This window comes from Nostoc sp. (assembly GCF_036919555.1).
Taxonomy (GTDB): domain Bacteria; phylum Cyanobacteriota; class Cyanobacteriia; order Cyanobacteriales; family Nostocaceae; genus Nostoc.
The window spans coordinates 46,689-70,914 of sequence record NZ_JBALCS010000109.1; the positions used below are offsets into that span (position 1 = coordinate 46,689).

22 protein-coding genes, 1 tRNA gene and 2 pseudogenes are annotated in these 24,226 nt (G+C 41.2%); 16 read left to right on the forward strand and 9 right to left on the reverse strand.

Translation table 11 applies throughout. From position 1 onward, the window contains the following. Window positions 1-122 precede the first annotated feature (122 nt). The 9 genes and pseudogenes from V7K36_RS30355 to alr all read right to left on the reverse strand — a co-directional run bounded on the left by V7K36_RS30355 (window position 123) and on the right by alr (window position 8,779). A complete protein-coding gene (locus V7K36_RS30355) occupies window positions 123-2,975 on the reverse strand; it encodes a methyl-accepting chemotaxis protein (protein ID WP_335121366.1) in 2,853 nt (950 codons plus the stop codon). A gap of 62 nt (window positions 2,976-3,037) precedes the next feature. After that, on the reverse strand, window positions 3,038-3,535 hold the full coding sequence (locus tag V7K36_RS30360) for a chemotaxis protein CheW (protein WP_335121368.1): 498 nt from the start codon (window positions 3,533-3,535) through the stop codon (window positions 3,038-3,040). Window positions 3,536-3,539: 4 nt separating this feature from the next. After that, entirely contained in the window at window positions 3,540-3,917 is a 378-nt protein-coding gene (locus V7K36_RS30365; RefSeq protein ID WP_292770633.1) for a response regulator, read from the reverse strand. Between the two features lie 59 nt (window positions 3,918-3,976). Continuing rightward, window positions 3,977-4,342, reverse strand: a pseudogene (locus V7K36_RS30370) (four helix bundle protein). Window positions 4,343-4,394: 52 nt separating this feature from the next. Next, the gene (locus V7K36_RS30375) at window positions 4,395-5,462 is read right to left on the reverse strand and encodes a response regulator (RefSeq protein ID WP_335121370.1); all 1,068 of its coding nucleotides are present in this window, start codon (window positions 5,460-5,462) and stop codon (window positions 4,395-4,397) included. A 513-nt stretch (window positions 5,463-5,975) separates the two neighbouring features. Then, window positions 5,976-6,161 carry a hypothetical protein gene (locus tag V7K36_RS30380; protein ID WP_335121372.1) on the reverse strand — a complete coding sequence of 62 codons (186 nt, stop codon included), beginning with the start codon at window positions 6,159-6,161 and terminating at the stop codon, window positions 5,976-5,978. Between the two features lie 191 nt (window positions 6,162-6,352). Next, entirely contained in the window at window positions 6,353-6,814 is a 462-nt protein-coding gene (locus V7K36_RS30385; RefSeq protein WP_335121374.1) for a DUF29 domain-containing protein, read from the reverse strand. 531 nt (window positions 6,815-7,345) lie between these two features. Continuing rightward, a tRNA-Leu gene (locus V7K36_RS30390) sits at window positions 7,346-7,427 on the reverse strand. Window positions 7,428-7,591: 164 nt separating this feature from the next. After that, a complete protein-coding gene (alr, locus tag V7K36_RS30395; protein WP_335121376.1) occupies window positions 7,592-8,779 on the reverse strand; it encodes an alanine racemase in 1,188 nt (395 codons plus the stop codon). Between the two features lie 305 nt (window positions 8,780-9,084). On the opposite strand from alr, the gene V7K36_RS30400 reads away from it, so the two are divergent. The 16 genes and pseudogenes from V7K36_RS30400 to V7K36_RS30475 all read left to right on the forward strand — a co-directional run bounded on the left by V7K36_RS30400 (window position 9,085) and on the right by V7K36_RS30475 (window position 24,225). Beyond that, window positions 9,085-9,582: an HNH endonuclease gene (locus tag V7K36_RS30400; protein WP_069070622.1), complete on the forward strand. Its 498-nt coding sequence runs from the start codon at window positions 9,085-9,087 to the stop codon at window positions 9,580-9,582. An 808-nt stretch (window positions 9,583-10,390) separates the two neighbouring features. Continuing rightward, on the forward strand, window positions 10,391-11,674 hold the full coding sequence (locus tag V7K36_RS30405; RefSeq protein ID WP_335121378.1) for a DHH family phosphoesterase: 1,284 nt from the start codon (window positions 10,391-10,393) through the stop codon (window positions 11,672-11,674). 243 nt (window positions 11,675-11,917) lie between these two features. Beyond that, window positions 11,918-12,388 carry a DUF29 domain-containing protein gene (locus V7K36_RS30410; protein ID WP_335121380.1) on the forward strand — a complete coding sequence of 157 codons (471 nt, stop codon included), beginning with the start codon at window positions 11,918-11,920 and terminating at the stop codon, window positions 12,386-12,388. A gap of 124 nt (window positions 12,389-12,512) precedes the next feature. Further along, entirely contained in the window at window positions 12,513-13,718 is a 1,206-nt protein-coding gene (locus tag V7K36_RS30415) for an HNH endonuclease (RefSeq protein ID WP_335121382.1), read from the forward strand. Between the two features lie 79 nt (window positions 13,719-13,797). After that, on the forward strand, window positions 13,798-13,998 hold the full coding sequence (locus V7K36_RS30420; protein WP_335121384.1) for a hypothetical protein: 201 nt from the start codon (window positions 13,798-13,800) through the stop codon (window positions 13,996-13,998). Next, window positions 13,995-14,253 (forward strand): annotated as a pseudogene (locus V7K36_RS30425) (ParE family toxin-like protein). The gene V7K36_RS30420 and the pseudogene V7K36_RS30425 overlap by 4 nt, the downstream one beginning before the upstream one ends. Before the next feature lie 35 nt (window positions 14,254-14,288). After that, window positions 14,289-14,783: a phosphohistidine phosphatase SixA gene (sixA, locus tag V7K36_RS30430; RefSeq protein ID WP_335121386.1), complete on the forward strand. Its 495-nt coding sequence runs from the start codon at window positions 14,289-14,291 to the stop codon at window positions 14,781-14,783. A gap of 107 nt (window positions 14,784-14,890) precedes the next feature. Continuing rightward, window positions 14,891-16,027 (forward strand): citrate synthase, encoded by a 1,137-nt coding sequence (locus tag V7K36_RS30435; protein WP_335121387.1) that lies wholly within the window; start codon window positions 14,891-14,893, stop codon window positions 16,025-16,027. Window positions 16,028-16,402: 375 nt separating this feature from the next. Continuing rightward, entirely contained in the window at window positions 16,403-17,521 is a 1,119-nt protein-coding gene (gene nuoH / locus V7K36_RS30440; RefSeq protein WP_334942757.1) for an NADH-quinone oxidoreductase subunit NuoH, read from the forward strand. 125 nt (window positions 17,522-17,646) lie between these two features. Continuing rightward, window positions 17,647-18,231 (forward strand): NAD(P)H-quinone oxidoreductase subunit I, encoded by a 585-nt coding sequence (ndhI, locus tag V7K36_RS30445; RefSeq protein WP_335121389.1) that lies wholly within the window; start codon window positions 17,647-17,649, stop codon window positions 18,229-18,231. A 119-nt stretch (window positions 18,232-18,350) separates the two neighbouring features. Further along, window positions 18,351-18,965: an NADH-quinone oxidoreductase subunit J gene (locus tag V7K36_RS30450; RefSeq protein ID WP_335121391.1), complete on the forward strand. Its 615-nt coding sequence runs from the start codon at window positions 18,351-18,353 to the stop codon at window positions 18,963-18,965. A gap of 59 nt (window positions 18,966-19,024) precedes the next feature. Beyond that, window positions 19,025-19,330 (forward strand): NADH-quinone oxidoreductase subunit NuoK, encoded by a 306-nt coding sequence (gene nuoK / locus V7K36_RS30455; RefSeq protein WP_006199065.1) that lies wholly within the window; start codon window positions 19,025-19,027, stop codon window positions 19,328-19,330. A gap of 6 nt (window positions 19,331-19,336) precedes the next feature. Beyond that, window positions 19,337-20,257 (forward strand): NAD(+) kinase, encoded by a 921-nt coding sequence (locus V7K36_RS30460; RefSeq protein WP_335092831.1) that lies wholly within the window; start codon window positions 19,337-19,339, stop codon window positions 20,255-20,257. A gap of 589 nt (window positions 20,258-20,846) precedes the next feature. Further along, window positions 20,847-21,638 carry a GNAT family N-acetyltransferase gene (locus V7K36_RS30465; RefSeq protein WP_335121393.1) on the forward strand — a complete coding sequence of 264 codons (792 nt, stop codon included), beginning with the start codon at window positions 20,847-20,849 and terminating at the stop codon, window positions 21,636-21,638. A gap of 95 nt (window positions 21,639-21,733) precedes the next feature. Next, window positions 21,734-23,359 carry a glycosyltransferase family 39 protein gene (locus V7K36_RS30470; protein WP_335121394.1) on the forward strand — a complete coding sequence of 542 codons (1,626 nt, stop codon included), beginning with the start codon at window positions 21,734-21,736 and terminating at the stop codon, window positions 23,357-23,359. 146 nt (window positions 23,360-23,505) lie between these two features. Beyond that, window positions 23,506-24,225, forward strand: a complete 720-nt coding sequence (locus tag V7K36_RS30475; RefSeq protein WP_335121396.1) for a DUF4079 domain-containing protein — start codon at window positions 23,506-23,508, stop codon at window positions 24,223-24,225. The last annotated feature ends 1 nt before the right edge of the window (window position 24,226 follow it).

Below are 24,226 nucleotides of genomic sequence, written 5' to 3' on the forward strand. Positions count from 1 at the left end.
TTAGTCATTAGTCATTGATCATTAATAAAAGGACAAAGGGCAAATGACAACGGACAAATAACAAAAGTCATTGGTCATTAATAAAAGGACAAATGACAACGGACAAATAACAAATGACAAACTTAACTAACCTTAAAAGTCTCGACAGTCTCTTGCAACTGCTGGGAAATCTCCACAGTTTGTTGCAGAGATTCAGAAACTTGGCGAGAAGAATCGCTGGTACGCTTTGATACAGCAGCAATATCTTTCATCAATTGGCTAACACTTTGCGATGTTTCTACCTGAGATGCAGTTGCACTGGAAATCGACTGTACTAAGGAGTCAATTTGACGGGATACATCCAAAATTTCACTCAGACTTTCTTTAGCTTCCTCCACAATCTGAGTACCTTCTACTACTTGGGTGGTGCCTATTTCCATCGCCTGCACCACTTCACTGGTTTCTCGTTGGATATTTTCAACAATTTGTTCAATTTCTTGGGTTGCTGCGGCACTGCGTACTGCTAATTCACCGACTTCTTCAGCAACTACGGCAAAACCTTGACCTTCTTCACCTGCACGCGCTGCTTCAATGCCAGCGTTGATGGCGAGTAAGTTGGTTTGGATGGCGATTTGGTTAATCAAGGAAACCACGCGAGAAATTTGTTGAGAAGACTCTCCTAAACGTTTCACTTTTTTAGCAGTTTCACCAACGGTTTCCCGCAAAGACAGGATATTTTGGACTGTCAAATCCATCGCGTGTCCACTCTTGGTGGCGGTGTGAGTAGCATGGTTGGCAATGAAGGCAGCTTTTTCGGCACTTTGGGCTACAGCTTGCATGGATTGGGTCATTTGGTCAACAGCATCAAGGGTGCGGTTGATTTCGGCAGCTTGTGTGAGTGCTTCTTCTGCTAAGTCACGGATGGCTCCTTCGTTAGAGCCAATAGCAGTATTCACCTGGATAGCAGCTTTTTTAACTTGGGTAACAATATCCCGCAGACTTTCCACAATGGAGTTGAAAAAGTCGGCAACAGTGCCTATTTCCCCAGGAGTTACGTCTGCACGCACTGTCAAGTCGCCTCTGGCTGCACCTTCTACATCACTGAGCAGTTCTAAAAGTTGCTGTTGCAGTGTTTCTTTTTGTTGCCGTTCTTCGTCTGACCCGATTATGCCAACATTTCTAGATTTTTCGATCTCTTCTAATAACTTGGCTTGTTCTAAGGCATAGCCGATTTGAGTTGCTATCTGCTGAAACAAGTCAATTTCTGGCTGTTGCCAAACACGAGGAGTTTCGCAATGATGAGCAATTAATAAGCCTAAAAGTTGTTCTTGGGCAAAAATCGGTACGATCAAACTAGCTTTGACAGCAAATTTTTCTAAAAGTTGGATGTAACTGTCGGCATTTTTCAGGCTTTGGTCTTGATAAATATTGGCGATGCCTTCGGCAAGGACTCCGCCGATCGCTTGCACCTGTCCATCGTGATAAGTTTCTATATAGCGTTCCCGAAAATAGCGATCGTCAATTTGCACACCGAGCATTTTCGGCCAATTATCAGTTACCGATTCCGCAACAACAACGCCATCCCAAGTCTTTGGATTCAGATTATAAATGATTACCCGGTCTGTTTTTAGCGATCGCTGAACTTCCTTCACTGCTGCGTGATAGATATCTTCACTTTTGAGAATTCGCCGAATTTGTAGGGTAATATCTGCCAGTAATTTTACCCCTTCAACATCGAGTTCTTGTTCCTTAACTAAGACCTGCAATTGTTCGGCCATCTGGTTGATATTTGCACTCAATAACCCTAATTCGTCTTCTGTTTCGATTTCCAGACGGGTATTAAATTTACCTTGACCTAGCTTTGCTAATGCCGCACTTGCATTCAGAACTGGCTGTGTAGTCAGTTTAGCTAACCGAGATGCGATCGCACCCACAATAAATGCTGTCAGTGCTGTGCCGATGGCTATAGTCCACAATAATTGTCTTTGCGGCTCAAATACAATTGCGGTATTTGTAGATAAAAGTACCTGCCAGTTTAAATCAGGCAAGCCATCTAACTTACTAGATGGTACGTAGCTAACTAATTCTTGTTTTTTGTCAGTTTTAGGTACTTCTATAAAACTATCTACCTTCTTGGCTGTTAGCAGTTTAGGTAAACTAGAATACTCTTCCTTTGCCTGTTTCCCCAATAATTCCTTTTGTGGACTTAAGAAAACTGTTCCCGAAGCATCGAGCAAATAATATTGTTGCCCATTGGCTACGTAGTTTTTGATTACTTCCTCTAAAGATTTTACGGGCATACGTGCTTGTACCACGCCAATAGTTTGCCCTGTCCTTGTTTCTTTCACGGGTGCAGCTATATAAATACTCACTACACCAGTATTTTTTGCTGCTTCCGGTTTACTGATGATCGGGGCATCTTTTTGTAAAGCGTCTTGAAAATAGGTACGGTCTTTTTGATTGTTCAGGGGTTCGCCTTTAGATTGCACAATCAAGTTACCTTGGCGATTAAAAACAGCAACGCTGTCATAAGCTTTATAAGCTTCAACAACACGATTTAGGACTGCTTGCTTTTCTTGAGTAGTGATACTGACACTAGCTTGGGGACTTGTCAAAAATGGCAAACTTGATATTACTTGAATATCGCCGTAGCGTTCCAACATGAAACGGTTAACTTTATCACTTAAACCACTAGTTTCGGCTTGTTGAGATTGAGTAATTTGCTTAGTAATTGATTTGTTGGCAAAGCTAAAAGCGATCGCGCCTATGATCAATACTGGTATTGTACCGATTGCGATCGCTAAAATAGTCGCTTTCTTAACCAATCCCAGCCTTGTAAAATAGGCAATACCCTGATTCAAAGAAGAATTATTACCAGTTCCAGTAGTCAGCTTACTAGGTGGCTTTACTAGAGTCCCAATGCCTTTTTGAGATGAAATCAACGATGCTCGATTTTGAGCGCTATTACCTTGATTCGTGTTGGTTTTATTAAACATAAAAGTAGTTGTCCTAAGTATGTGAATAAGAACACTAAAAATCTTTTTTTTAGTAGTAAACCCTAATCACTGCGGAGAATAGAAGACTGGACAATTGCCTCTGCATCTAATATCAGTAATATTTCTTGCTGTTGCACAACGCACCCACATAAATAAGGAACTAAACTTGATGCTACTTGTCCGATAGGAGAATGAATAGCATCAGCTACAAACTTGGTTGTACCTTTTATTTCTTCCACAACTAACCCCAACACCAATGATTCAACTCGGATAACGATCGTATTGTACTGTCGCACTCGATAATCTAGAGATTCTAAATTGAGCATTCTTGGCAAATCAACTACCCAAATTATCCGACTCCGCCAATTCATTAAACCTAATATGCAGGGAGGCATATTGGGCATTGAGGTGATAGATTCAACAGGCACAATAATTGCTTCTTGGGTATGCATCATTGATAAAACAGCAGTAGTTTGTTGATTTAGCTGAAACTTCAGATAACCATCTGCTAAGTTATTGTGGGTTACTTTTGAAGAAAGAGTAATGTTTGTACTAGTCATTGATTCAAATTACCACTGATTTAATAGTACGTAGGAGATGTTCGCGGGTGTAAGGTTTAGTTATATAAGCATCTGCACCTTGTCTCATCGCCCATAAACGGTCAATTTCTTGATTTTTGGAACTACAAATCACAATCGGTACTTTTGCAGTAATCGGATTTCTTCTCAGAGAGCGACACAATTCAAATCCACTCATTTCTGGCATCACTACATCAGTAACGATCGCATCTGGTTTTTCTAACACAGCTTTTTCTAAAGCTTCTTTTCCACCAGAAGTTTTAATTACGTTGTAACCACTCTCTTTAAGATAATGGCTCATTAATTCCAATTCACTGGGAGAATCTTCTACAATCATAATTGTGCCAAGCAAAGTCAGGCTCACTATTAAATCTCCTAAAAAAATAAATTAAACATACTAACTTTGTTATAAGAATTCAGCAGTCAGGAATCAGAATTCAGAATGGATTTAGCATAGCTTGTTAGTAGCTTACTAACTTCCTCAAGTTGAAGTGTTAATCCTGAAGTATCACCATATTCTAAGTCATTTTAAAGAATGAGATAATAACGACATTCTTCCAAAGAACCTTGTGCAATGTTTAAAAAACGTACTTTATCTGCTAATCCTTTTTTCTTAAATCCTTCCGCTATATTTGCTGGTATAGAAATTCCTGCCCGTCTAAATTGAGAGGTAAGCCTATATATTTCTGATTTAGGAAAGTGAGCAGTAAATGGGTACACTAATAAAATAAATTGATGTGCTTTCTGCCAAACTATCAAATCTTGAAATGTCTTCGCTGGCTGTCTCATTTATTCTAACTCCTGAATTCTGACTCCTGAATTCTGACTCCTGAATTCTGAATCAACCAAGATGCTTATAAACCATTTTTAGCAATTCTGATTGTGTAAAAGGCTTGGTCAAATATCCTGATGATCTGACAATCTTAGCCCTAGCCCTGTCGATAAATCCTGTTCTACCTGTTACCATAATAATAGGTGTATTTTTAAAAGCTGAATGTTTCCGCAATAAAGAACATAACTCGTAGCCATCTAAACTTGGCATTTCAACATCTAGCAAAATCAGATCAGGCTTACTCCGAAGAATTTGCATTAAAGCTTTTACCGGATCGTTGATCATCACAACTGAAAATGTATTTTCATCCAAAAAGTGTTTAATGGAATTCAAAACTGTTTGGCTATCATCAATGCAGGCAATTGTATATAGTTTTTTGCCAACAGTTGGCTGAGTAATTTTATTATTATCAGGAATATCAAGATTGATTGTTCTCAGCAATTTTTGCCCAAGTTTTATTTGCAGTTGTGGCTGAACTTGAGACGGTTGTGTTGTAGACAAAACTTTGGAACCCCCACCAGCCGGAATTGATGACTGGATATTTTGCCGATTTCGTAACTGCTTTTGACAATGTTCAACAAGTAACCGCAAATCTAGGCGACAGAATTTTGGTAGTTCATCCAAAGAGCTTTCTGGACTGAATTCATAGCTACCTTCTTTTAAACACAGAAACGATTCCAGCACTTCTTTTGCCAATTCGTCTATCAGGCTTGCTGCTTGCACAGAGGTGATATAGTCCTGATTTACTAACCAACAAATAGCTTGGTAATCCGCATTTGGTATTGATTGATGTTCATTCTTCGTCTCAAACATCAGCCGCATCTGCATACGAGTGGCGCTGTTGAGAGCAGGAATTTGCTGATTCAAGCGTCGCAAGTGACTGTCAAGGCGCTCAAATAGTTTATCTGAATAGGAGGCATAAGTAAGTTTACCGTCCTCTAGATAAATTGACCAAGAAACTATCGCAGTAAATACCCTTAAGCAACCTGTAGCATGGCGACTAGTTAATTGTGCCAACAGAGATAGCGGATGTAGTTTCTGGAACAACCTGTAGCTACCTATAGGAGTTGTGCTCATTTTGCTTTTACTTCAGCTAAATTCGATACGTGTAAGCTAAATTCGTGCAGAGTTATTCCACAATTGAAATCAAGTAAAAGGCATCAAGGGTTTGTATTTTAAAGTACATCAGTTTTCATCTAGTTTTGTGGTGAAACTCAACGACAGTATGCGTTATTTTTAGATGAGCAAATCTGAGTAAATTCGTAAATTGTGATTAATTTATTTACTGTTACTAAGATTTATAAACATCTTTCGAGAATAAGACATAAAAATGCCAAGAGTAGATGAAGCCACTTTCCATTGAGTAACCCCAATCTGACCACAGGAATAATACTGATTTTCTTAAAATAATATATTTGGGCTTCTGTATTTACACTTAAGTAAAATCCCCTCTTTAAGCATATAAGTACTAAATCAAGCAACTTTTCCTTAAGTATTCCCGTTGTAACTACAGGGATAATACTGAATTTTTTGATAAAAATAAAACACAATTTAGAAGGGCTAATAACAATACCAGAAGAAGGCGTGAAATTAATCAAGTCTCCAGGTGAATTTTTCTGGTTGTCCAAAAAATTTGCGCGATCGCCAGTTTATTCGTACTGTGGATGTAGTGTGAGTGCGACGCCAAATAGCCCTCACTTCGACTTTTCGACGTAGGCTCAGGGCAGGCAAGCTCAGTGAGCGTCGTAGACATCGCCACATTTCTAGATTAGGCATTAAATGTATAATTATTTCACAGGTATGCAAACAAACCTAACCCCCTAAGCCCCTAACCCTCTTCCCGAAGGCGGGAAGGGGGAAAACTTCCATTCCTCTCTCCTTTTAGGAGAGAGGAATGGAAGTGAGGTCAAAATTGTACCTCACGCTTGTCGAGAACCGCTATAAACTAAAAAAATATCAACAATCCACTAATCAGGTAAAAACTCTTCATCTAAACATTCATCGGCAGTAAACGGAGAGTCTACCCCAAAAGTATCAAGCAATAAACCAGTTTCATCGCTGGCTTGCTTTCTTGCATCTTGATAACATTGTGGCAGAACTTCTTGGAAATATGGTTTTAAACTAGGACTATCCTTAAAAGTTCTGGTCAATCTGCGGCGATGTTCCCTAATAGTTCCTTTCCAACTATTAGAGCGTTTTTCTGGCTGGTATTTATATTTTAGTAGATGCATTAATAGAACAATTAAATTACTCTCAAGCGCCCGTTTTTCAGTTCTCCCCATGCATTCAATCTCTTCAATAAGATTTTCTAAATCAATTTCAGAAAATCTACCTTCTTTTAATTGTTTAGCTGTTGTCTCTAACCACAGATAAAAATCTTGATCGTAAAGATGATAGGTTGTAAATATTGTTGGTTGCGGCGCTGTCATCTGATTTTTCAATCTCCCAAAATCCAACTATTAAGCTTGATTTCAATTCCGCTCTTGCTATGCCCGTGATATATCTAAATAGATTGCTTTTGGGCTGAGCACAAGTGGAAGTTGACATTTGGCAAGTAGCAAGGTTAAATATAAGATAACAAAATCTCTAGCAATCAGATTTGATTTTTAATACAACGCATTAACAATTCAAAATTCACGCATTCAAACATTTTAGAGAATTTCAGACGTTCGCGTAGCGTCTCGCAGAGAAGAGGAGTGCGGTCTTGGGGTCTCCCCAAAAGGAGCAACTCCGGGGGATTTAAACCCTGACTGAAATTGGGACTACCTGTAGAGATAGGGGTCTTAAACCCTTTTATTTACGATAACTTAACCGATCGCAAAGTTAAAAAACACAGACAATAATCTTGTTACACCAGCAAAGTCTAGCTGTACTGACTCTCATGCTTGCAGTTGAGGATGAATTAATTTATAGATATGCTGCCTAGCCTATTGGCTCATGCAGTTTTTGCAAATTAAAAGTGCGGATAAAAGGACTTGAACCTTCACTCCTTTCGGAACTAGAACCTAAATCTAGCGCGTCTGCCAATTTCGCCATATCCGCATCAGTTTACTATCATACCATAAGAAATTATTTATGGAAAGGGGGAGTGGGGGAGTGGGGGAGTGGGGGAGAAGAATTAATAACCAATGCCCAATGCCCCATGCCCAATGCCCAATGCCCAATGCCCAATGCCCAATGCCCAATGCCCAATGCCCAATGCCCAATTACATGACTGCAACCCGAGGCAGACGATGCTTGAACCCGCAGAGGATTTCCCAAGAAATAGTGTTTAGTTGTTCTGCCCAATCGTCTGCTGAAATTTGTTCTTTTCCCTGTTCCCCTAGTAAGGTGACTACTTCTCCTTCTTGGATATTAGGTATAGCACTCACATCCAGCATCAATTGATCCATTGTAATTGTCCCGATTTGCGACACCCGCCGACCGCGAATTAACGCCTGCATTTTGTTGGAAAGACTGCGAGGAACACCGTCAGCATAGCCAATTCCCACCACGGCGATGCGAAGTTCACGCGGGGCAATAAATTGATGACCGTAACTAACAGCTGTTCCTGGGGCAATTGTTTTAACTTGGGTGACTCGTGCTTTAAGTTGCAAAACGGGCTTGAGATCGATCGCATTTTGTAAATGGGTTGCAGGGTAGAGTCCGTAAACGGCTAAACCGACTCGCACAATATCGTAGTGCAATGCCCGATCTGTGAGTGCAGCTGCTGAGTTTGCCAAGTGCAAGCAGGGCGGTTGAATTCCCATTGCTTTGATTTGGGTGATCGCTTCCTCAAATCGTTTATGCTGTTCTTCCATTGCCGTAGTATCAGGATCATCTGCTGTTGCCAAATGGGAATAAATACTGGCTATCTCAAGATGTGGTAAGCGTTGCACTAATTGCACAAATTCCCCAGCTTGCTGCCAATTAGTCCCCAACCTGGACATTCCCGTGTCTAATTTGATGTGTACGGGTATGGGAGAACCATAATTCATCGATTCTAGAGTGTCGGAAAATACCAGAGCTTGTTTAGGGCTACAGAGTGTGGGCTGAAGTTTCCAGTGTGCGATCGCATGAATCTGCTCTGCTGTATGAGTTGCCCCTAAAATCAAAATGGGCGCTTGAATCCCGCCTTCTCGCAATTGAATCGCTTCTGGAACTGTAGCGACTCCCAGCCAACTAGCTCCCGATTGGATGACAGTTTGGGCGACTGTTACCGCTCCATGTCCATAAGCATCAGCTTTTACTACTGCCATCAACTGGGTACGCGGCGATAAAAACTGCACCAGTTGCTGTACATTGTACGACAACGCCCCTAAATCAATTTCTACCCAGGCTCGTTGCGAGAACCAAGCGTAGGTATCACACTCCTGACTATCAGCAAAGCTTGGGGTTTGTTTATGACTTAACATTTGTACTGACTCCTATCCCACCTGGCTAAACTTCCAAATTATCTATCTATACACGCTCCTAAAAGCGAGATCAGATTAAATAGGAAGTTTAATTTTCATATTGCAATTGAGACAACAACATCAGTTACTAAAGAAAAAGTTAAGAGTTAGGAATGAAAGGGAACAGGGAACAAAGAAAATAACTTCTAACTCTCAACTCATAACTTAATTTTTGACTTCTCCCGAAAGTATAATTTATTCTCATCTCCCTAGCAGGGTGTATTTGTGTTAACATATTTTAAAACTCATACCCTGAGCTGTAGATAATGGGGAAAGTTTTAGTCTTAAACGCCTCTTACGAACCTCTCAATATAACGAGTTGGCGTCGCGCTGTGGTTCTCTTAATCAAGGGCAAAGCAGAACGCGTGGAACACAACGGTAAATTCCTTTATTCGGATTTTCCGTTGCCGACCGTGATCCGGTTGCGTCATTATGTACGTGTTCCTTATAAAGAAATTCCTCTGACTCGCCGAAATATATTGCACCGTGACGGTCATGCCTGTCAATACTGTGGTTACACAGGGGATGAGTTGACCCTAGACCATGTAATACCGCGATCGCGCGGCGGCGGCGATACCTGGGAGAACATTGTTACCGCTTGTGTCCGTTGCAATGTCAAAAAAGGCAGTCGCACTCCCCACGAAGCTCATATGCCTTTGCGTCATCCCCCCCGCCAACCTTATAGCAGCCTCTATTTTGAGGTCAGTAAACATCTTAAGAGTGGACTACACACAGAATGGCAAAAGTATGTTATAGGTCTTTGACATAACTTAACCTAATCCTAAAATCATCAAGAAATAGTCACAGGTTGGCGTTTGTGCTTAGTTTGAAAGTCTCGCTAAAGCTGTATTGGACACATTTGCTTTCAGAAATTGTCTGTTGGATCAGGTTTGTTCAGACATTGTGATGCACATTTTTCGGCAGAAACCAACATAGAAGTCAATACAGTTCAGTTAAGGATAATTGTAGGTTGGGTTGAACGAAGTGAAACCCAACAAACCCTGCAAAATGTTGGGTTTCGTTCCTCAACCTAACCTACGCTGGTTTTGGTTTTTGGCTCTAACCCAAGCGTATTGACACAGTAGTCTGCATAAATCCAGGCAAATGTGAGTTCCACGAACCTCTAAGAGCCTTGAACTAAAGTTTAAGTCTTGTTACAAACTCCAGAGGTGCTGTTAGTCGTGTCTCTACACCCATTTAGAAGTAACTGTGTCTATATATGGGTAGCAGTTAAGTTACAGTTTCCAGCCCTAAAGTAATAATATAGAAACTATACCCTAAGTCAGAGAAAAATCCCGGTGATTCAATTTACGAAACAGAAAAAACGCTCCTAAAACAGATTTATGCTACCTACAGCCCGATATAGTAAACTTCTTTATTTCCAGTAGTTTTACACCCTCTAGGGGAATTTAGTTGATTGTTGAGCGCTGTTACTGACAAAAAATATACTCAGATGTATAGTGCAATGTGTTGATATTTTTGCGAAGATCATAATAATGTGGCTAAATTCAGTCAATTGCTGAACGTAGTATTTCTGAATTAAAGGAGCCTCACACTTTAAAAAAGTTCCCTATGTACTTTAATTCTCCCGTTACTCAGTTTGAGAGTTTGTCATTGACCACAGAGCCAAACCCAGAGGAACCTGAAATCGAGAAAGCGCCAGTGGAAGTTGCATTTAAGAGTCCGTCATTACCGCCATCGGTAGGTGACGGAGCGATATATCTCAGTCACCGTGGTAATTCTCTGGCACAACAAAAGTCAGAAGAACTGCAAAAAACCCTTCTGGCACACCGACACGATCGCCAACTGGTAATTCTGCAAGATTTTCCTGACCCTGATGCCCTTTCCTGTGCCTGGACTTACCAGTTAATTGCTCAGCAATATGATATCAAATGTGAAATCATTTATGCTGGCGCTTTGAGCCACCAAGAGAATATTGCCTTGGTAAGGCTGACTAATTTACCTGTTCAGCGATGGACACTCCAAACCTTGAAAACCAAAGATTTGTCATCTTATCAAGGTTTTGTATTAATTGATAACCAAGGAACCACTTCACAACTACTGTCATCGGTGCAGCAGGCTGGAATTCCCCTAGTAGTCCTCATCGACCATCACAGTATACAAGGTGATCTGCAATCGGAGTTTGAGGATATCCGTCCTTATGTCAGAGCCACGGCAACAATTTTTACTCAATACCTCCAAACAGGATTATTGGCATTAGATAGCAGCATAAATCAACACGTCAAATGCGCTACTGCCTTGATGCACGGTTTGCGATCGGATACAAATCGGCTCATGCAAGCGCAAGAAGAAGACTTTATGGCAGCTGCGTATTTAAGCCGATTTTATGACGTCCAATTGCTAAACGCCATTTTACAGGCAAACCGTTCCAAGCGGGTAATGGATGTGATCGAGCGATCGCTAAAAAATCGCATCGTCCAAAATAACTTTTCCATCGCTGGTGTCGGTTACTTACGCTACGAAGACCGTGATGCCATCCCCCAAGCGGCTGATTTTCTCGTCACCGAAGAAAACGTCCACACCGCCGTAGTTTACGGGATTGTTCACGATGAAAACGAAGAACTGGAAATAGTCATCGGCTCCCTGAGAACCACTAAACTTACCCTTGATCCTGATGAATTCATCAAAGAAGCCTTTGGACAAGATAGCGCAGGGCGGTTTTTTGGTGGTGGAAGGACAAGCGCAGGCGGCTTTGAAATTCCGATGGGCTTCTTATCTGGCAGCAACGAAAATTCCCCCTATGCGAAAATGAAATGGGAAGTATTCGACGCTCAAATTAAGCAAAAACTGCTGAGGTTGGTTAATCCCAGAGACAACCCGATTCAGTCAGAATAGAGGGAGATCAAGGAGATGGGGAGAACTCCTAACTCATGCAGCAGTCAAAGTGTTTGCTCAAATAGCATCCCTAAGTCATTCGTGATAAACATATATTTTCCGACTTTTTAGAAAAGTCGGGAATTTTGGTCTTTTCACAGAGGCTGAACTGATTGAGGATGTAGTTCGAGCCTAATGTTAAGTAGGTAGACACAAATAAAATTAACTTGCACCTACCTATTTTATTTGCTAAGAAGGAGCGCCATGAAGTCTATAGAACTGCAAATCTTACAAACTCTGTATGAGCAAGATTTTTGTGCGTGGGTAGAGCAGACAGCAGAGCTTTTGCGATTGCACCACTGGGACACGCTGGATTTAGAACACTTAATTGAGGAAGTGGTGGACTTGGGTAAGAGTCAACAACGGGCGTTGCAAAGTGCGTTGCGGTTGGTGTTGTCGCATTTGCTGAAGTGGAAGTATCAGCCCGAACACCGTAGCCGCAGTTGGCAAGTGACTATTACCCGTGAGCGACTGAATATAGATGAATTACTGCAAGAAAGTCCCAGCTTGCGCCGTTTTTTAAATGATGCCGAATGGATTAATTCTACCTATCAGCGATCGCGGCGAGAGGCAATGGTGGAAACTAGTTTATCAGAGGATAACTTTGCGATCGTCTGTCCCTTTTCTGTTGATGAGATTTTAGACTTAGACTTTTATCCTAATCCTGAGGAATAATCGTAAGATTATTTATGCTACGACAATCACGATGCCATACCTAAAACAAGTAAATATACTGTTTATATTTAGTATACTAAATGGCTAACATCATGATAATCATGATTAGTCATTTTTATATTTGATGGAAACTATAATTTTTCTTTGCAACGGTGAAGCAGAATATGACCACCCTGAAAAAGGAGTCATTAAAAATATGGAACTTCCTGGTTTAATAAAATCAGAGATTTCGTCAGGAGAATACTATGAAACACCCTGGAGTTGTGGAAATTCCAAATTTATAGAACTTGGGGATAGAGCCTATTTTAAGAGAAGTGGAAATATTGGCAATGAACCTATTGGCTTTATTGCTGCTGGTTATGTGATTGCAGCACCAAAGGCTCAACAACTCAAGCATTCAGATAAAAAATATTCAGATTTAAGTGCAGCATATATATTTGATTATGCTGGATGTTTTTTCGTTTGCATTAAAATAGATTCAGTTGTTGACTTTGATTTCCCTCTGGAACAAAAGAATTTAAAAAGACTACCTCAATTTCAGGGAATAAATTTCAATTTCGGAGGTGGTGGTTGTAGATTTAATAGTAAAGCTGCTCCCTTTTTAGATTCAGAATGGGAGAACCATTCCCTAATACAACAAAGGCAAAGACGAGGAGTTAGACTTGTTGACATCTTCTTTGAACAGGGAGAAGGTTTTAAGCAAAAAAAGGAGTATCAAGCTGCAATAGATGCTTACAAATTAGCCTTGGAAGTTGATACTAAATATGTCAAAGCAATTAATAGAATAAGTTATTGCGAATCAATTTTAAAGAAGATTAGCCAAACGCCGAAGCCTCCAGAACTAACGATAATACCGGAGCTTAACGAACTATTACTTGCTAGAGAAGAACTTGATAAAGAGAAATTTTTCAATTTTAAAAGTGACACCGACGCTCGTCAAAAAATTACTGTATCAATAGCTAGGAGACAGGGACAATCACAATTTCGTAAATCTTTACTAGATGCTTACTATAGTAAGTGTACTATTACTAATTTTGATGCTGAGGTTGCGCTCGAAGCTGCTCACATAATTCCTTACATTGAAACAGAGAATAATCATCCGTCAAATGGTTTGTTGTTACGTGCTGACTTACATACCTTATTTGATTTAAACCTCATTGTTATCGATCCAAAAACAATGAAGGTACATATTTCCCCTGTTCTCAAAAAAACTGAATATAAAACAATCGATGGTAAAGAGATACGAGTTCCAAAAGATGAAATGTGCCGTCCTAACCAAGAATTTTTGAAACAGAGGTTTGAGCAGTGTAAATGGTGTCAAAATATTTAGCCTAAATAAATTCAGTTATTTTGTTCGGAAGTACTTGTATATTTAAGTTAGAGAATGACAAGCTTGATTTATCTAAATTATGAGTACCCTAAAGGAAGTAGAACTCGCTATTAGTCAGCTTTCACCAGAGGATCTAGTTGCATTTCGTGCCTGGTTTGCGGAATTTGATGCAGCAGCCTGGGATAAACAGATTGAAAAAGATGCAGCCGATGGCCGGTTAGATGTATTGGCAGAGAAAGCACTTAAACATCTCCGAGAAGGGCGTTGTACTGATTTGTGAAACATCGAGCAACCCCAGATTTTTGGTATTACTATCGTCAGTTACCAATTGATATCCAAGAGCTTGCTGATCGATCTTACGAGTTTCTTCGGGAAGATCCCAAATATCCATCATTGCATTTCAAAAAGTCGGTCAATTTTGGTCAGTGCGTATTGGTATTATTATCGGGCGCTTGCTGTAAAAGAAGATGATAATTTTGTATGGTTTTGGATTGGGTCACATCCAGAGTATGACAGATTGCTAAGTGGTGGATAGCGTTCTAACATTGCCTAAGACTCATAATACAAAATATGGAACTATATTTAATTCGTCATGGCATCGCCGAAGACAAGGGATTAGACATCAAGGATGAGGAGCGCAGCCTTACCAAAGAAGGAAGGCAAAAAATTGAGAAAGTTGCCCAGAAACTTGTTAAATTGGGTTTAAGCTTTGATTTAATTCTCACCAGTCCTTTAGTGCGGGCCCGCCAAACGGCTGAAATCCTTATAGCAGAAAAACTAAGCTCCCAGTTAGAGGAATCTAGCCACCTCGCCCACGATGGTCAAATTTCTAGTTGGCTCAAAGACTGGTTAGAGCCGAGGAATTATTCCCAAAATACCCAACTGGCGCTGGTTGGACACGAACCTGATTTGACCAATTGGGCAGAAATTCTCCTATGGGGGGAAGCCAAAGAAAGCTTAGTCTTGAAAAAAGCAGGTATGATTGGGATAAAACTACCAGAAACAGGTTCTCCTCTGGGTCGTAGTCAGATGTTTTGGTTGACACCACCCAAGTACCTGCTATAACAGTTTTTCAACATTTCCAATTGTTGTTAGAATGGCTACTGTTATGGTGACAATAATTTCTGGTAAGTTAGCTTGATCAGATATTTCAAAAAGCGAATGGTGTTGCCATGATGGTGTGCGAATACAAGCCTGGTTTAGAAGGCATTCCCGCCGCCCAATCAAGTATCAGCTATGTTGATGGGCAAAAGGGAATACTAGAATATCGTGGCATCCGGATTGAAGAACTAGCAGAAAAAAGTACATTCTTGGAAACTGCTTATCTCTTAATCTGGGGCGAACTTCCAACCAACGAAGAACTGAAAGCATTTGAGCATGAAGTTCGTTACCACAGGCGAATAAAATACCGCATTCGGGACATGATGAAATGCTTTCCAGAAAGCGGTCACCCAATGGATGCCTTGCAAGCCTCTGCTGCTGCTTTAGGCTTGTTTTATTCGCTCCGCGATTTACATAATCCTGTCTACATTCGAGATTCGGTGGTGCGCCTGATAGCAACCATTCCCACGATGGTGGCGGCGTTCCAACTGATGCGAAAAGGCAATGACCCAGTACGTCCCCGTGATGACTTAGACTATTCCGCCAACTTTCTATACATGCTTGATGAACAAGAACCCGATCCTCTGATGGCGCGAGTTTTTGATATCTGCTTGATACTTCAGGTTGAGCATACAATGAATGCTTCCACCTTCAGTGCTAGGGTGACAGCTTCCACCCTGACTGATCCTTACGCTGTGGTTGCTAGTGCCGTGGGAACTTTGGGAGGTCCCCTGCATGGTGGAGCGAATGAAGAAGTAATTCAGATGTTGGAAAAAATTGGCTCTGTGGAAAATGTCCGTCCCTACATAGAGGATTGTCTGGAACGCAAATCTAAGATTATGGGCTTTGGACATCGTGTTTATAAAGTGAAAGACCCACGAGCCACAATTTTACAAGGTCTAGCAGAACAGCTGTTTGAAAAGTTTGGGCATGACAAGTTCTATGACATTGCTCAAGAGATGGAACGAGTAGTAGAGGAAAAACTCGGTAGCAAAGGGATTTATCCTAATATTGACTTTTACTCTGGTTTGGTGTATAGGAAGATGAGTATTCCCACAGACTTGTTTACGCCAATATTTGCGATCGCCCGCGTTGCCGGTTGGTTAGCCCACTGGAAAGAACAACTAGCAGAAAACCGGATTTTTCGTCCTACCCAGGTTTACAACGGTCTGCACGAAGTTACTTATACCCCCATTGACCAACGGTAACTCGGATTGGGCATGGGGCATTGGGCATTGGGCATTGGGCATCGAAAATCGAACCAATGCTACACTATGCGCTGTTTGGGCGGTCTTCACAGATCGCATTACTGCGTCAGTTCTGAAATATATACTCTCTCCATGTCCTCTTGTCCCCTTGTCCCACGTCTTTTCAATAGCGAATCTCAATGCCAACCATAAGTAGAAGTTCTCGTATCGCTTCAGAGAGCTAAAACCATCCAAGGATATACTAGGCATGGGAATTAGCAACAAATCTTCAATCAAGCGTCATCTGAGCAAAAATTAAAAATGGGTGAATTTACAGGTATTAATTCAACTAATAGTTGTAATTCACCATGACTCGATGTTTTAAAGAGCGGAAACATGAACTCAGGAATTGACCTCCAAGGAACTTTTATTGAATCCCTCCGGGATTTAGGTATACCAGCAGGAACCGCCAAAGCGATTTGGATGCCACTGCCAATGATACTGATGCTGATTGGGGCAACAGTGGGGGTATTAGTTGCTACTTGGCTAGAACGAAAAATTTCCGCCGCCGCACAGCAGCGAATTGGGCCAGAATACCAGGGGCCTTTTGGGTTGCTGGTGCCTGTAGCGGATGGTCTGAAGTTGGTATTTAAAGAAGATATAGTACCAGCCAAGTCTGACCCCTGGCTGTTTACCCTCGGCCCAATTATTGTTGTAATTCCGGTGTTTCTGTCGTTCCTGATCGTTCCCTTTGGACAGAATATCGTAATTAGCAATGTGGGCATGGGCGTATTCTTGTGGATTGCCTTGTCAAGCATTCAACCCATTGGCTTGCTGATGGCTGGCTACGCATCTAATAACAAATACTCCCTTTTAGGGGGCTTGCGGGCAGCAGCGCAATCTATTAGTTATGAAATTCCTTTGGCGCTGGCGGTGTTAGCGATCGCTATGATGTCTAATAGCCTCAGCACCGTTGATATTGTCAATCAACAGTCTGGCTACGGCATCCTGGGCTGGAACATTTGGCGACAACCAATCGGTTTCCTGATCTTTTGGATAGCCGCCCTAGCTGAATGCGAACGATTACCCTTTGACTTACCCGAAGCGGAAGAAGAACTGGTAGCAGGCTATCAAACTGAATACTCAGGCATGAAATTCGGTCTGTTCTACCTGGGTTCTTACGTTAACTTGATCCTTTCTTCCCTACTAGTAGCAATTCTCTACCTGGGCGGTTGGGACTTTCCCGTTCCCCTCAACCTGATCGCTGGTTGGCTGGGAGTCAGTGAAGCAAATCCCGTCTTCCAGATAGTAACTGCGGCTTTGGGTATCATTATGACCGTATTCAAAGCCTATTTACTAGTGTTTGTCGCCATCCTGTTGCGCTGGACAGTGCCACGGGTACGGATTGACCAACTGTTAGATTTAGGATGGAAGTTTTTGTTGCCAGTTGGCTTGGTTAATCTCCTATTAACCGCCGCGCTAAAACTAGCCTTTCCCTTCGCCTTTGGCGGGTAATGAGAGAGTTATGAGTTAAGAGTTATGAGTTAAGAGTTATAAGTTTTTAATTAACTCCTCACTTCTAACTTCTCACTCCTAACTCCTCACTCCTAACTTTTATCACCTAAAGAGAGAGACACAAAATGCTAAAGTTCCTAAAACAAGTTGGTGATTACGCCAAAGAAACGGTACAAGCTGCGCGTTACATTGGTCAGGGGCTTTCTGTCACCTTCGACCACATGCGGCGGCGTCCGATTACCGTACAGTACCCTTACGAGAAACTGATTCTTGGCGAACGGTTTCGCGGTAGAATTCACTTTGAATTTGATAAGTGTATCGCCTGCGAAGTTTGTGTTCGCGTTTGTCCGATTAACCTGCCTGTAGTAGATTGGGAATACGACAAAGCCAGCAAAAAGAAAAAACTCAACCACTACAGCATTGACTTTGGAGTTTGCATCTTTTGCGGTAACTGTGTGGAATTTTGCCCTACTAACTGTCTATCCATGACAGAAGAATATGAGCTTGCCACTTACGATCGCCATGAATTGAACTATGACAGTGTAGCCCTGGGTCGCCTGCCCTATAAGGTGACAGATGACCCAATGGTTACACCACTGCGCGAACTAGTTTACCTACCCAAGGGCATCCTCGAACCACATGGACTGCCCGCAGATGCGCCGCGTCCGGGTGCGCGTCCAGAAGACCTGGTGGAACAAACAGAAAACTAAATGTCATTTGTCCTTTTCCTAGTGACCAATGACCATGCAAATTTTAGATTTTAGATTGAAAGAAAAATCTAAAATCCGCAATCTAAAATCCAAAATTGATTGACTAAGGACAAAAAACAGTGAATCTAGCGGAAGGAGTACAGTTAGTATCACTTGGCATACTGGGCGTGATGATGATTGGGGCAGCCATTGGTGTGGTGCTGTTCTCCAGCATTGTCTATTCTGCCTTTATGCTGGGGGGCGTGTTCATCAGCATGGCGGGAATCTACCTGTTGCTGAATGGTGATTTTGTTGCCGCCGCACAAATACTAATTTACGTTGGGGCGGTTAACGTGCTGATTTTGTTTGCCATTATGTTGGTGAATAAGCGGCAGGATTTTGTACCATTTCCTAACTCTTGGGTGCGGAAAGTACTTACGGGTATAGTCAGTGTAGGATTGTTTGGTCTTTTAGGTACGATGGTGCTGGCAACCCCTTGGGCCTACTCAACTACTCCTGTGGTGGGTGGTGAAAGTTCTATAGTTTTGATTGGAGAACATTTCTTCACAGACTTTTTATTGCCTTTTGAACTGGCTTCCATTTTGCTGCTGATAGCGATGGTAGGAGCAATTATTTTGGCACGTCGCGAGTATTTGCCAGACCAGCTGACGCCATCCGATCTGCGGCAAACTGTTTTGACTTTGCAAGAACGCCCCAGAGAACTAGTATCAACAACTAGCGAAACAAAAGAGTAAGATTTGTGACCTCAGTCGCAGATAAACAGCCATATTTTTGAGGAGGGATACTCAGATTCATGCAACTCCAGTACTTTTTATTACTAGCGGCAGCTTTATTCTGCATTGGCATCTACGGCTTAATTACCAGCCGCAACGCTGTGCGGGTGCTGATGTCAATTGAGTTACTGCTCAATGCTGTTAATCTGAATTTAATGGCATTTTCCAACTTCCTGGACTCAACATTAATTAAGGGTCAGGTTTTCACAGTATTTGTGATTACCGTGGCCGCGGCCGAGGCGGCGGTGGGTTTAGCGATCGTGCTTGCCATTTATCGCAACCGCGATACCGTCGATATGGAGCAGTTTAATCTCCTGAAGTGGTAATTGTGCGTGCAACTCAAGCAGGTAATCATTGCTTATAAAGCGCGGGATGCCCGGAGTAAAGAATGGGCAGAAATCTGTGCGAAACAATTAGAAAGTCGCCAGTGCCAAGTGTTGATGGGGCCTAGCGGGCCGAAAGACAACCCCTATCCAGTCTTTTTGGCTTCGGCGGGTCAACCAATCGATCTCGCTTTGGTACTCGGTGGTGATGGTACTGTTTTAACTAGTGCCAGACATTTAGCCCCAGCTGGCATCCCAATTCTGGGAGTGAATGTCGGAGGTCATCTGGGGTTTTTAACTGAGTCTGTGGAAGAGTTTCAGGATACGGAAAAAGTTTGGGATCGGCTGTTTGAGGATCGCTATGCTATCCAACGGCGGATGATGTTACAAGCTGCGGTGTATGAGGGTCATGGGTCTAATTTGGAACCAGTGAGTGAGCGTTACCTGGCTTTGAATGAATTTTGTGTCAAACCCGCCTCGGCTGACCGAATGATTACCTCAATTCTGGAAATGGAAATCGACGGTGAGGTAGTCGATCAATATGTCGGGGATGGGTTAATCATTGCTACTCCCACAGGTTCTACTGGTTACACCGTTTCCGCCAATGGGCCAATTATGCACGATGGTATGGAGGCGATTACCATCACTCCGATTTGTGCAATGAGCCTTTCTAGTCGCCCCCTGGTTTTACCCCCTGGTTCTGTGGTGAGTATTTGGCCTTTGGGGGATTACGATTTGAGTACCAAGCTGTGGACAGATGGAGTTTTGGGGACTTCAATTTGGCCAGGACACCGCGTTGATGTGCGGATGGCAGATTGTCGGGCTAAATTTATTATTTTGCGCGAGAACAATTCCTACTATCAGACGCTGCGGGAGAAGTTGCTTTGGGCAGGCACAAGGGTTCACTACAACAATAATCACCGTAATTGATTAAGTATTTTAGAGTGCATTTACCACAGATTGCGATCGCCGTAACCAAAATTATCCCAGCCCCTGGATTCATCCGGGGGCTTTTTACCCTGATTGGGACTTTCTTTGCTGATACCGTTTCACTTTAATAATCATTTTAAAACCTCGTTTCCAGCCAGAGGCTGGAAATGCACCTCATTGCGGCTCTGCCGCCAGTCTTGAGGCAAAGCCATGCATTCCCAGTGGGAGACTCTTGACGAGACAATCTCTAAATGCTGCTTCTAGACTAACTTTCACGTTAAGTTGACACCGATGATCATATGCCCATACGAGAAATCTATATGTATCAGGGTTTGTGTGAATTGGTATAACTTGCATTTATAGCGCATATCAAAGGAGAATTTTGTATCTTATTGCCAGATTTTTTAATAATTAATGTCCATAATAAAAGCACTCTACCCCTAATTCTAGAGAGTAAAAAAGCTCTCTAGAGGTTCTTTTATCGAAAATCGTCCCAATCACGCTTTGACACATTAATGCATAATGTGAGTTATTTGTTTAGTGCCTAAATCCTAGTAGGATATTTTCGCAAATCTAAGTAGGAACATAGATGGAAGTTTTTGGATGCAACATCAATTACTCACTAAATCCTCTCCCTCTTGAAGATTTTCCCGTCCTTCAAACTGAAAAATATATCCTACGGCTGGCGTCAACTGAAGCAGAATTAGAATCAATTTTTCGGTTGCGCTTTGAAGTTTTTAATCTTGAACTAGGCTTAGGATTTTCTGCTTCTAACTTTACCCAGATGGATATAGATAAGTTTGATGCGGTTTGCCATCATTTAATCCTGATCTCCAAAAAAACGGGTAAAACCATTGGAACTTATCGGATGCAAACCTATACAATGGCTTCTCAAAGACTAGGCTTTGATGCTGCCGATATATTTAATCTTAATGCGATTCCCAATTCTGTGCTTCAGGCATCAGTTGAAGTTGGGCGTGCATGTATAGCTAAAGAATACCGCAACATTCAGGCACTTTTACTACTATGGAAAGGGCTAGCAAATTATCTCATCTGGAGTAAAAACCAATATTTCTTTGGCTGTGCATCCTTACTAACACAATGTCCTTGGCAAGCTACTTCCGCTTATGATTATTTTCAGCAGAATGGTTTGATGCATCCAAGTATTTTAGTTTATCCAAATTCACAATATTGTCTTGAAATGCCTCAAAATTCTCCCGAACCATATAATTTTGAAATTCCTAAAATTTTGCAGGCATACTTGGATATTGGAGCTAAAATATGCAGTATTCCAGCTATCGACCGACACTTTAAGACTATTGATTTTTTAACTATATCTAATAGCAAAGACTTTGCTAGATGGCGTTACCAAAGTTTGTAAAAATTCTCTTTTGTGCTAACGAATGGAAGTCGCAGCTACAGGAATAAAGTCCGCATGACTGAATTATTTTAGACAATTTATTGGAAAAACTACTTATGCGCCATCTCAAATTTGCTCCGAGTTGGTTGCGATTTTTAATTATTTTATTATTGGCGATGGGTATATTGTTTCGCTTTGTTAACCTGGATGGCAAAGTGTACTGGCATGATGAAACTTATACCTCATTGCGGATTTCTGGTTACACAATTAATCAAGCAAAACAGCGACTTTTTAATAATCGTGTGATTGGTGAAGAAAGTTTTGCCCAGTTTCAAGGTGCAAATCCAGAAAAAAGCTTAAATGACACAATTATGTCTTTGGCAAAAGAAGATCCTCAGCATCCACCGTTGTATTACGTAATAGCGAGATTGTGGATGGAAATCTTTGGTAATTCGGTGACGGCCATTAGAAGTTTATCTGCCTTTATCAGTTTGCTGGTTTTTCCTTGTGTTTATTGGCTATGTCGAGAATTATTTAATGTGCCATTATCGGTTCCTGGTGTAGCGATCGCACTCATGGCCATATCTCCAATTCATCTAGTATACGCCCAAGAAGCACAAGAATATATTCTCTGGTTAGTCACCATATTACTATCCAGTGCATCTCTGCTGCAAGCAATGCGGCTGGAATCACCAGATAAAGATCAGCTAGTAAAAAAACGACGACGACCAGATTTATTTGCTATCTGGAGCATTTATGCAGTAACTTTAGCTATCAGTCTTTATACATTTCTTTGGAGTGCATTTGTAGCAGTTGCTCACGGAATTTATGTGATCAGCATTGCCAAATTTCAGTTGACTGAAACTGCCAGAACTTATCTGATAGCATCGCTAGTAGGTTTTTTAGCCTTCATGCCTTGGCTAACAATTGTATTGGGTAACTTTTTTAATTTTTTGATTTCAGCAGATCAGACAACAACGCAGTCATCTTTGGTGCCTATATTTCCATTTTTGCAGATGCAGTTAAACCGGATTTTTTTTGATATAGACCTTAGCTCAAATAATCGTCTAGGTTATTTTATTACACTATTCATTTTAACTTTGGTGGGATATTCAATTTATTTTATTTGTCGAACAACTAACTATAAAGTCTGGTTTTTTCTGATCACATTGATTGTAGTACCAGCACTACCCTTAATACTGCCAAGTTTAATTGCTGGAGGCATACAATCATCTACCGAACCATATTTAATACCATCTTATTTAGGAATTCAAGTGACTGTTGCTTATTTACTAGCTACGCAACTATATAATGGGAGCGTGTCACGCCGCAGCATTTGGCAGATAATCATGGCATTAGTGATTATTTGTGGTCTGATTTCTTCTAAGGTGAGTTCCCAGGCTGAAACTTGGTGGAATAAGGGTATGAGCTATGGCAATCCACAAGTTGCCCAAATCATTAATCAAACGACTCGGCCACTTTTGATTAGTGATGCTTTGGGCAATAATTTTGGGAACGTCTTTTCTCTGAGCTATCTTTTGGAACCAAAAGTGCGATTTATCTTGGTGAACAATCAAAAAATTCCCAATATTCCTGATGGATTTGCTGATGTGTTTTTACTCAATCCTTCAGACAGTTGGCGCGAAAAAATCGAAAAAAAGTATAAATTAAAGACAGATATTATTTCCAGTGAAAACTATTATTCGGTCTGGAAATTGGTTAAATCTCCTAAGTTGCGCTAACGTCATATTCCACCTAATATTAAAATCACCTAAGAATAACAATGATAAATATTAAACAGATTCTCATCTGAAATTAATTTAAGTGATAGTACGATGCTTTAGATTATCCTTTAAGATCAATTTAATGATTTATTGAAAGGTGTTGTATGCAAATAACAGATTTCCTTGGTCTTTTACATCCAGCGATCGCAATTATATTTGTGTTTCCACTCATCGGTACAGTGGTTAATTTTGCTTGGCAAACACGCCAACGCAGATTGCAAACTTTAGCCGGGAGTAAAAGTAAAATTCCCCCAGTGGTGGGTGGAGAACATAAGCAGTTAGGTGAAAGACTAACAAGTGCAGTTGTCGCAGTAACTTTAATCGGATTAAGCTACCCGATTAGCAAAAATATTATCAAAAATCAAGTATGGAATAAAACACCTTTTCAAGTTATTTTTATCCTGTTAATATTTGCTGCTACAATCGCCTCTTTAGTATTTCTTTATCGGGCAAAACAACGAGTGTGGCGGGCAGTTTTTGCAACTTTAACTGGTGCAGGTTTAGTAATTCTAGGCTGTCAGGATGGAGTATATCGCCTCACTAATGAGTGGTATTGGTCACATTATTATATTGGTATTACCGCAGCACTGCTGATGATTTTTTCATTAGCAATTGTTCAAGATATTTATCAAGATAGATCCAATCGCTGGCGTATCATCCATACGATTTTAAACTGCATTGCTTTGTTGCTATTTATTGGACAAGGCATGACCGGAACGCGAGACTTATTAGAAATTCCCCTGAGTTGGCAAGAACCCTATATTTATCAGTGTGATTTTGCTCATAAAACTTGTCCAACGCCAAATTCCCAAGCACCAAAGTGAA

Excerpts from the sequence above, each read along its gene's own strand:
- V7K36_RS30355 (WP_335121366.1), bottom strand. The coding sequence starts at position 2,975 with ATGTTTAATAAAACCAACACGAATCAAGGTAATAGCGCTCAAAATCGA.
- V7K36_RS30360 (WP_335121368.1), bottom strand. The coding sequence starts at position 3,535 with ATGACTAGTACAAACATTACTCTTTCTTCAAAAGTAACCCACAATAAC.
- V7K36_RS30375 (WP_335121370.1), bottom strand. The coding sequence starts at position 5,462 with ATGAGCACAACTCCTATAGGTAGCTACAGGTTGTTCCAGAAACTACAT.
- V7K36_RS30380 (WP_335121372.1), bottom strand. The coding sequence starts at position 6,161 with ATGCCTAATCTAGAAATGTGGCGATGTCTACGACGCTCACTGAGCTTG.
- V7K36_RS30385 (WP_335121374.1), bottom strand. The coding sequence starts at position 6,814 with ATGACAGCGCCGCAACCAACAATATTTACAACCTATCATCTTTACGAT.
- alr (WP_335121376.1), bottom strand. The coding sequence starts at position 8,779 with ATGTTAAGTCATAAACAAACCCCAAGCTTTGCTGATAGTCAGGAGTGT.
- V7K36_RS30400 (WP_069070622.1), top strand. The coding sequence starts at position 9,085 with ATGGGGAAAGTTTTAGTCTTAAACGCCTCTTACGAACCTCTCAATATA.
- V7K36_RS30405 (WP_335121378.1), top strand. The coding sequence starts at position 10,391 with ATGTACTTTAATTCTCCCGTTACTCAGTTTGAGAGTTTGTCATTGACC.
- V7K36_RS30410 (WP_335121380.1), top strand. The coding sequence starts at position 11,918 with ATGAAGTCTATAGAACTGCAAATCTTACAAACTCTGTATGAGCAAGAT.
- V7K36_RS30415 (WP_335121382.1), top strand. The coding sequence starts at position 12,513 with ATGGAAACTATAATTTTTCTTTGCAACGGTGAAGCAGAATATGACCAC.
- V7K36_RS30420 (WP_335121384.1), top strand. The coding sequence starts at position 13,798 with ATGAGTACCCTAAAGGAAGTAGAACTCGCTATTAGTCAGCTTTCACCA.
- sixA (WP_335121386.1), top strand. The coding sequence starts at position 14,289 with ATGGAACTATATTTAATTCGTCATGGCATCGCCGAAGACAAGGGATTA.
- V7K36_RS30435 (WP_335121387.1), top strand. The coding sequence starts at position 14,891 with ATGATGGTGTGCGAATACAAGCCTGGTTTAGAAGGCATTCCCGCCGCC.
- nuoH (WP_334942757.1), top strand. The coding sequence starts at position 16,403 with ATGAACTCAGGAATTGACCTCCAAGGAACTTTTATTGAATCCCTCCGG.
- ndhI (WP_335121389.1), top strand. The coding sequence starts at position 17,647 with ATGCTAAAGTTCCTAAAACAAGTTGGTGATTACGCCAAAGAAACGGTA.
- nuoK (WP_006199065.1), top strand. The coding sequence starts at position 19,025 with ATGCAACTCCAGTACTTTTTATTACTAGCGGCAGCTTTATTCTGCATT.
- V7K36_RS30465 (WP_335121393.1), top strand. The coding sequence starts at position 20,847 with ATGGAAGTTTTTGGATGCAACATCAATTACTCACTAAATCCTCTCCCT.
- V7K36_RS30470 (WP_335121394.1), top strand. The coding sequence starts at position 21,734 with ATGCGCCATCTCAAATTTGCTCCGAGTTGGTTGCGATTTTTAATTATT.
- V7K36_RS30475 (WP_335121396.1), top strand. The coding sequence starts at position 23,506 with ATGCAAATAACAGATTTCCTTGGTCTTTTACATCCAGCGATCGCAATT.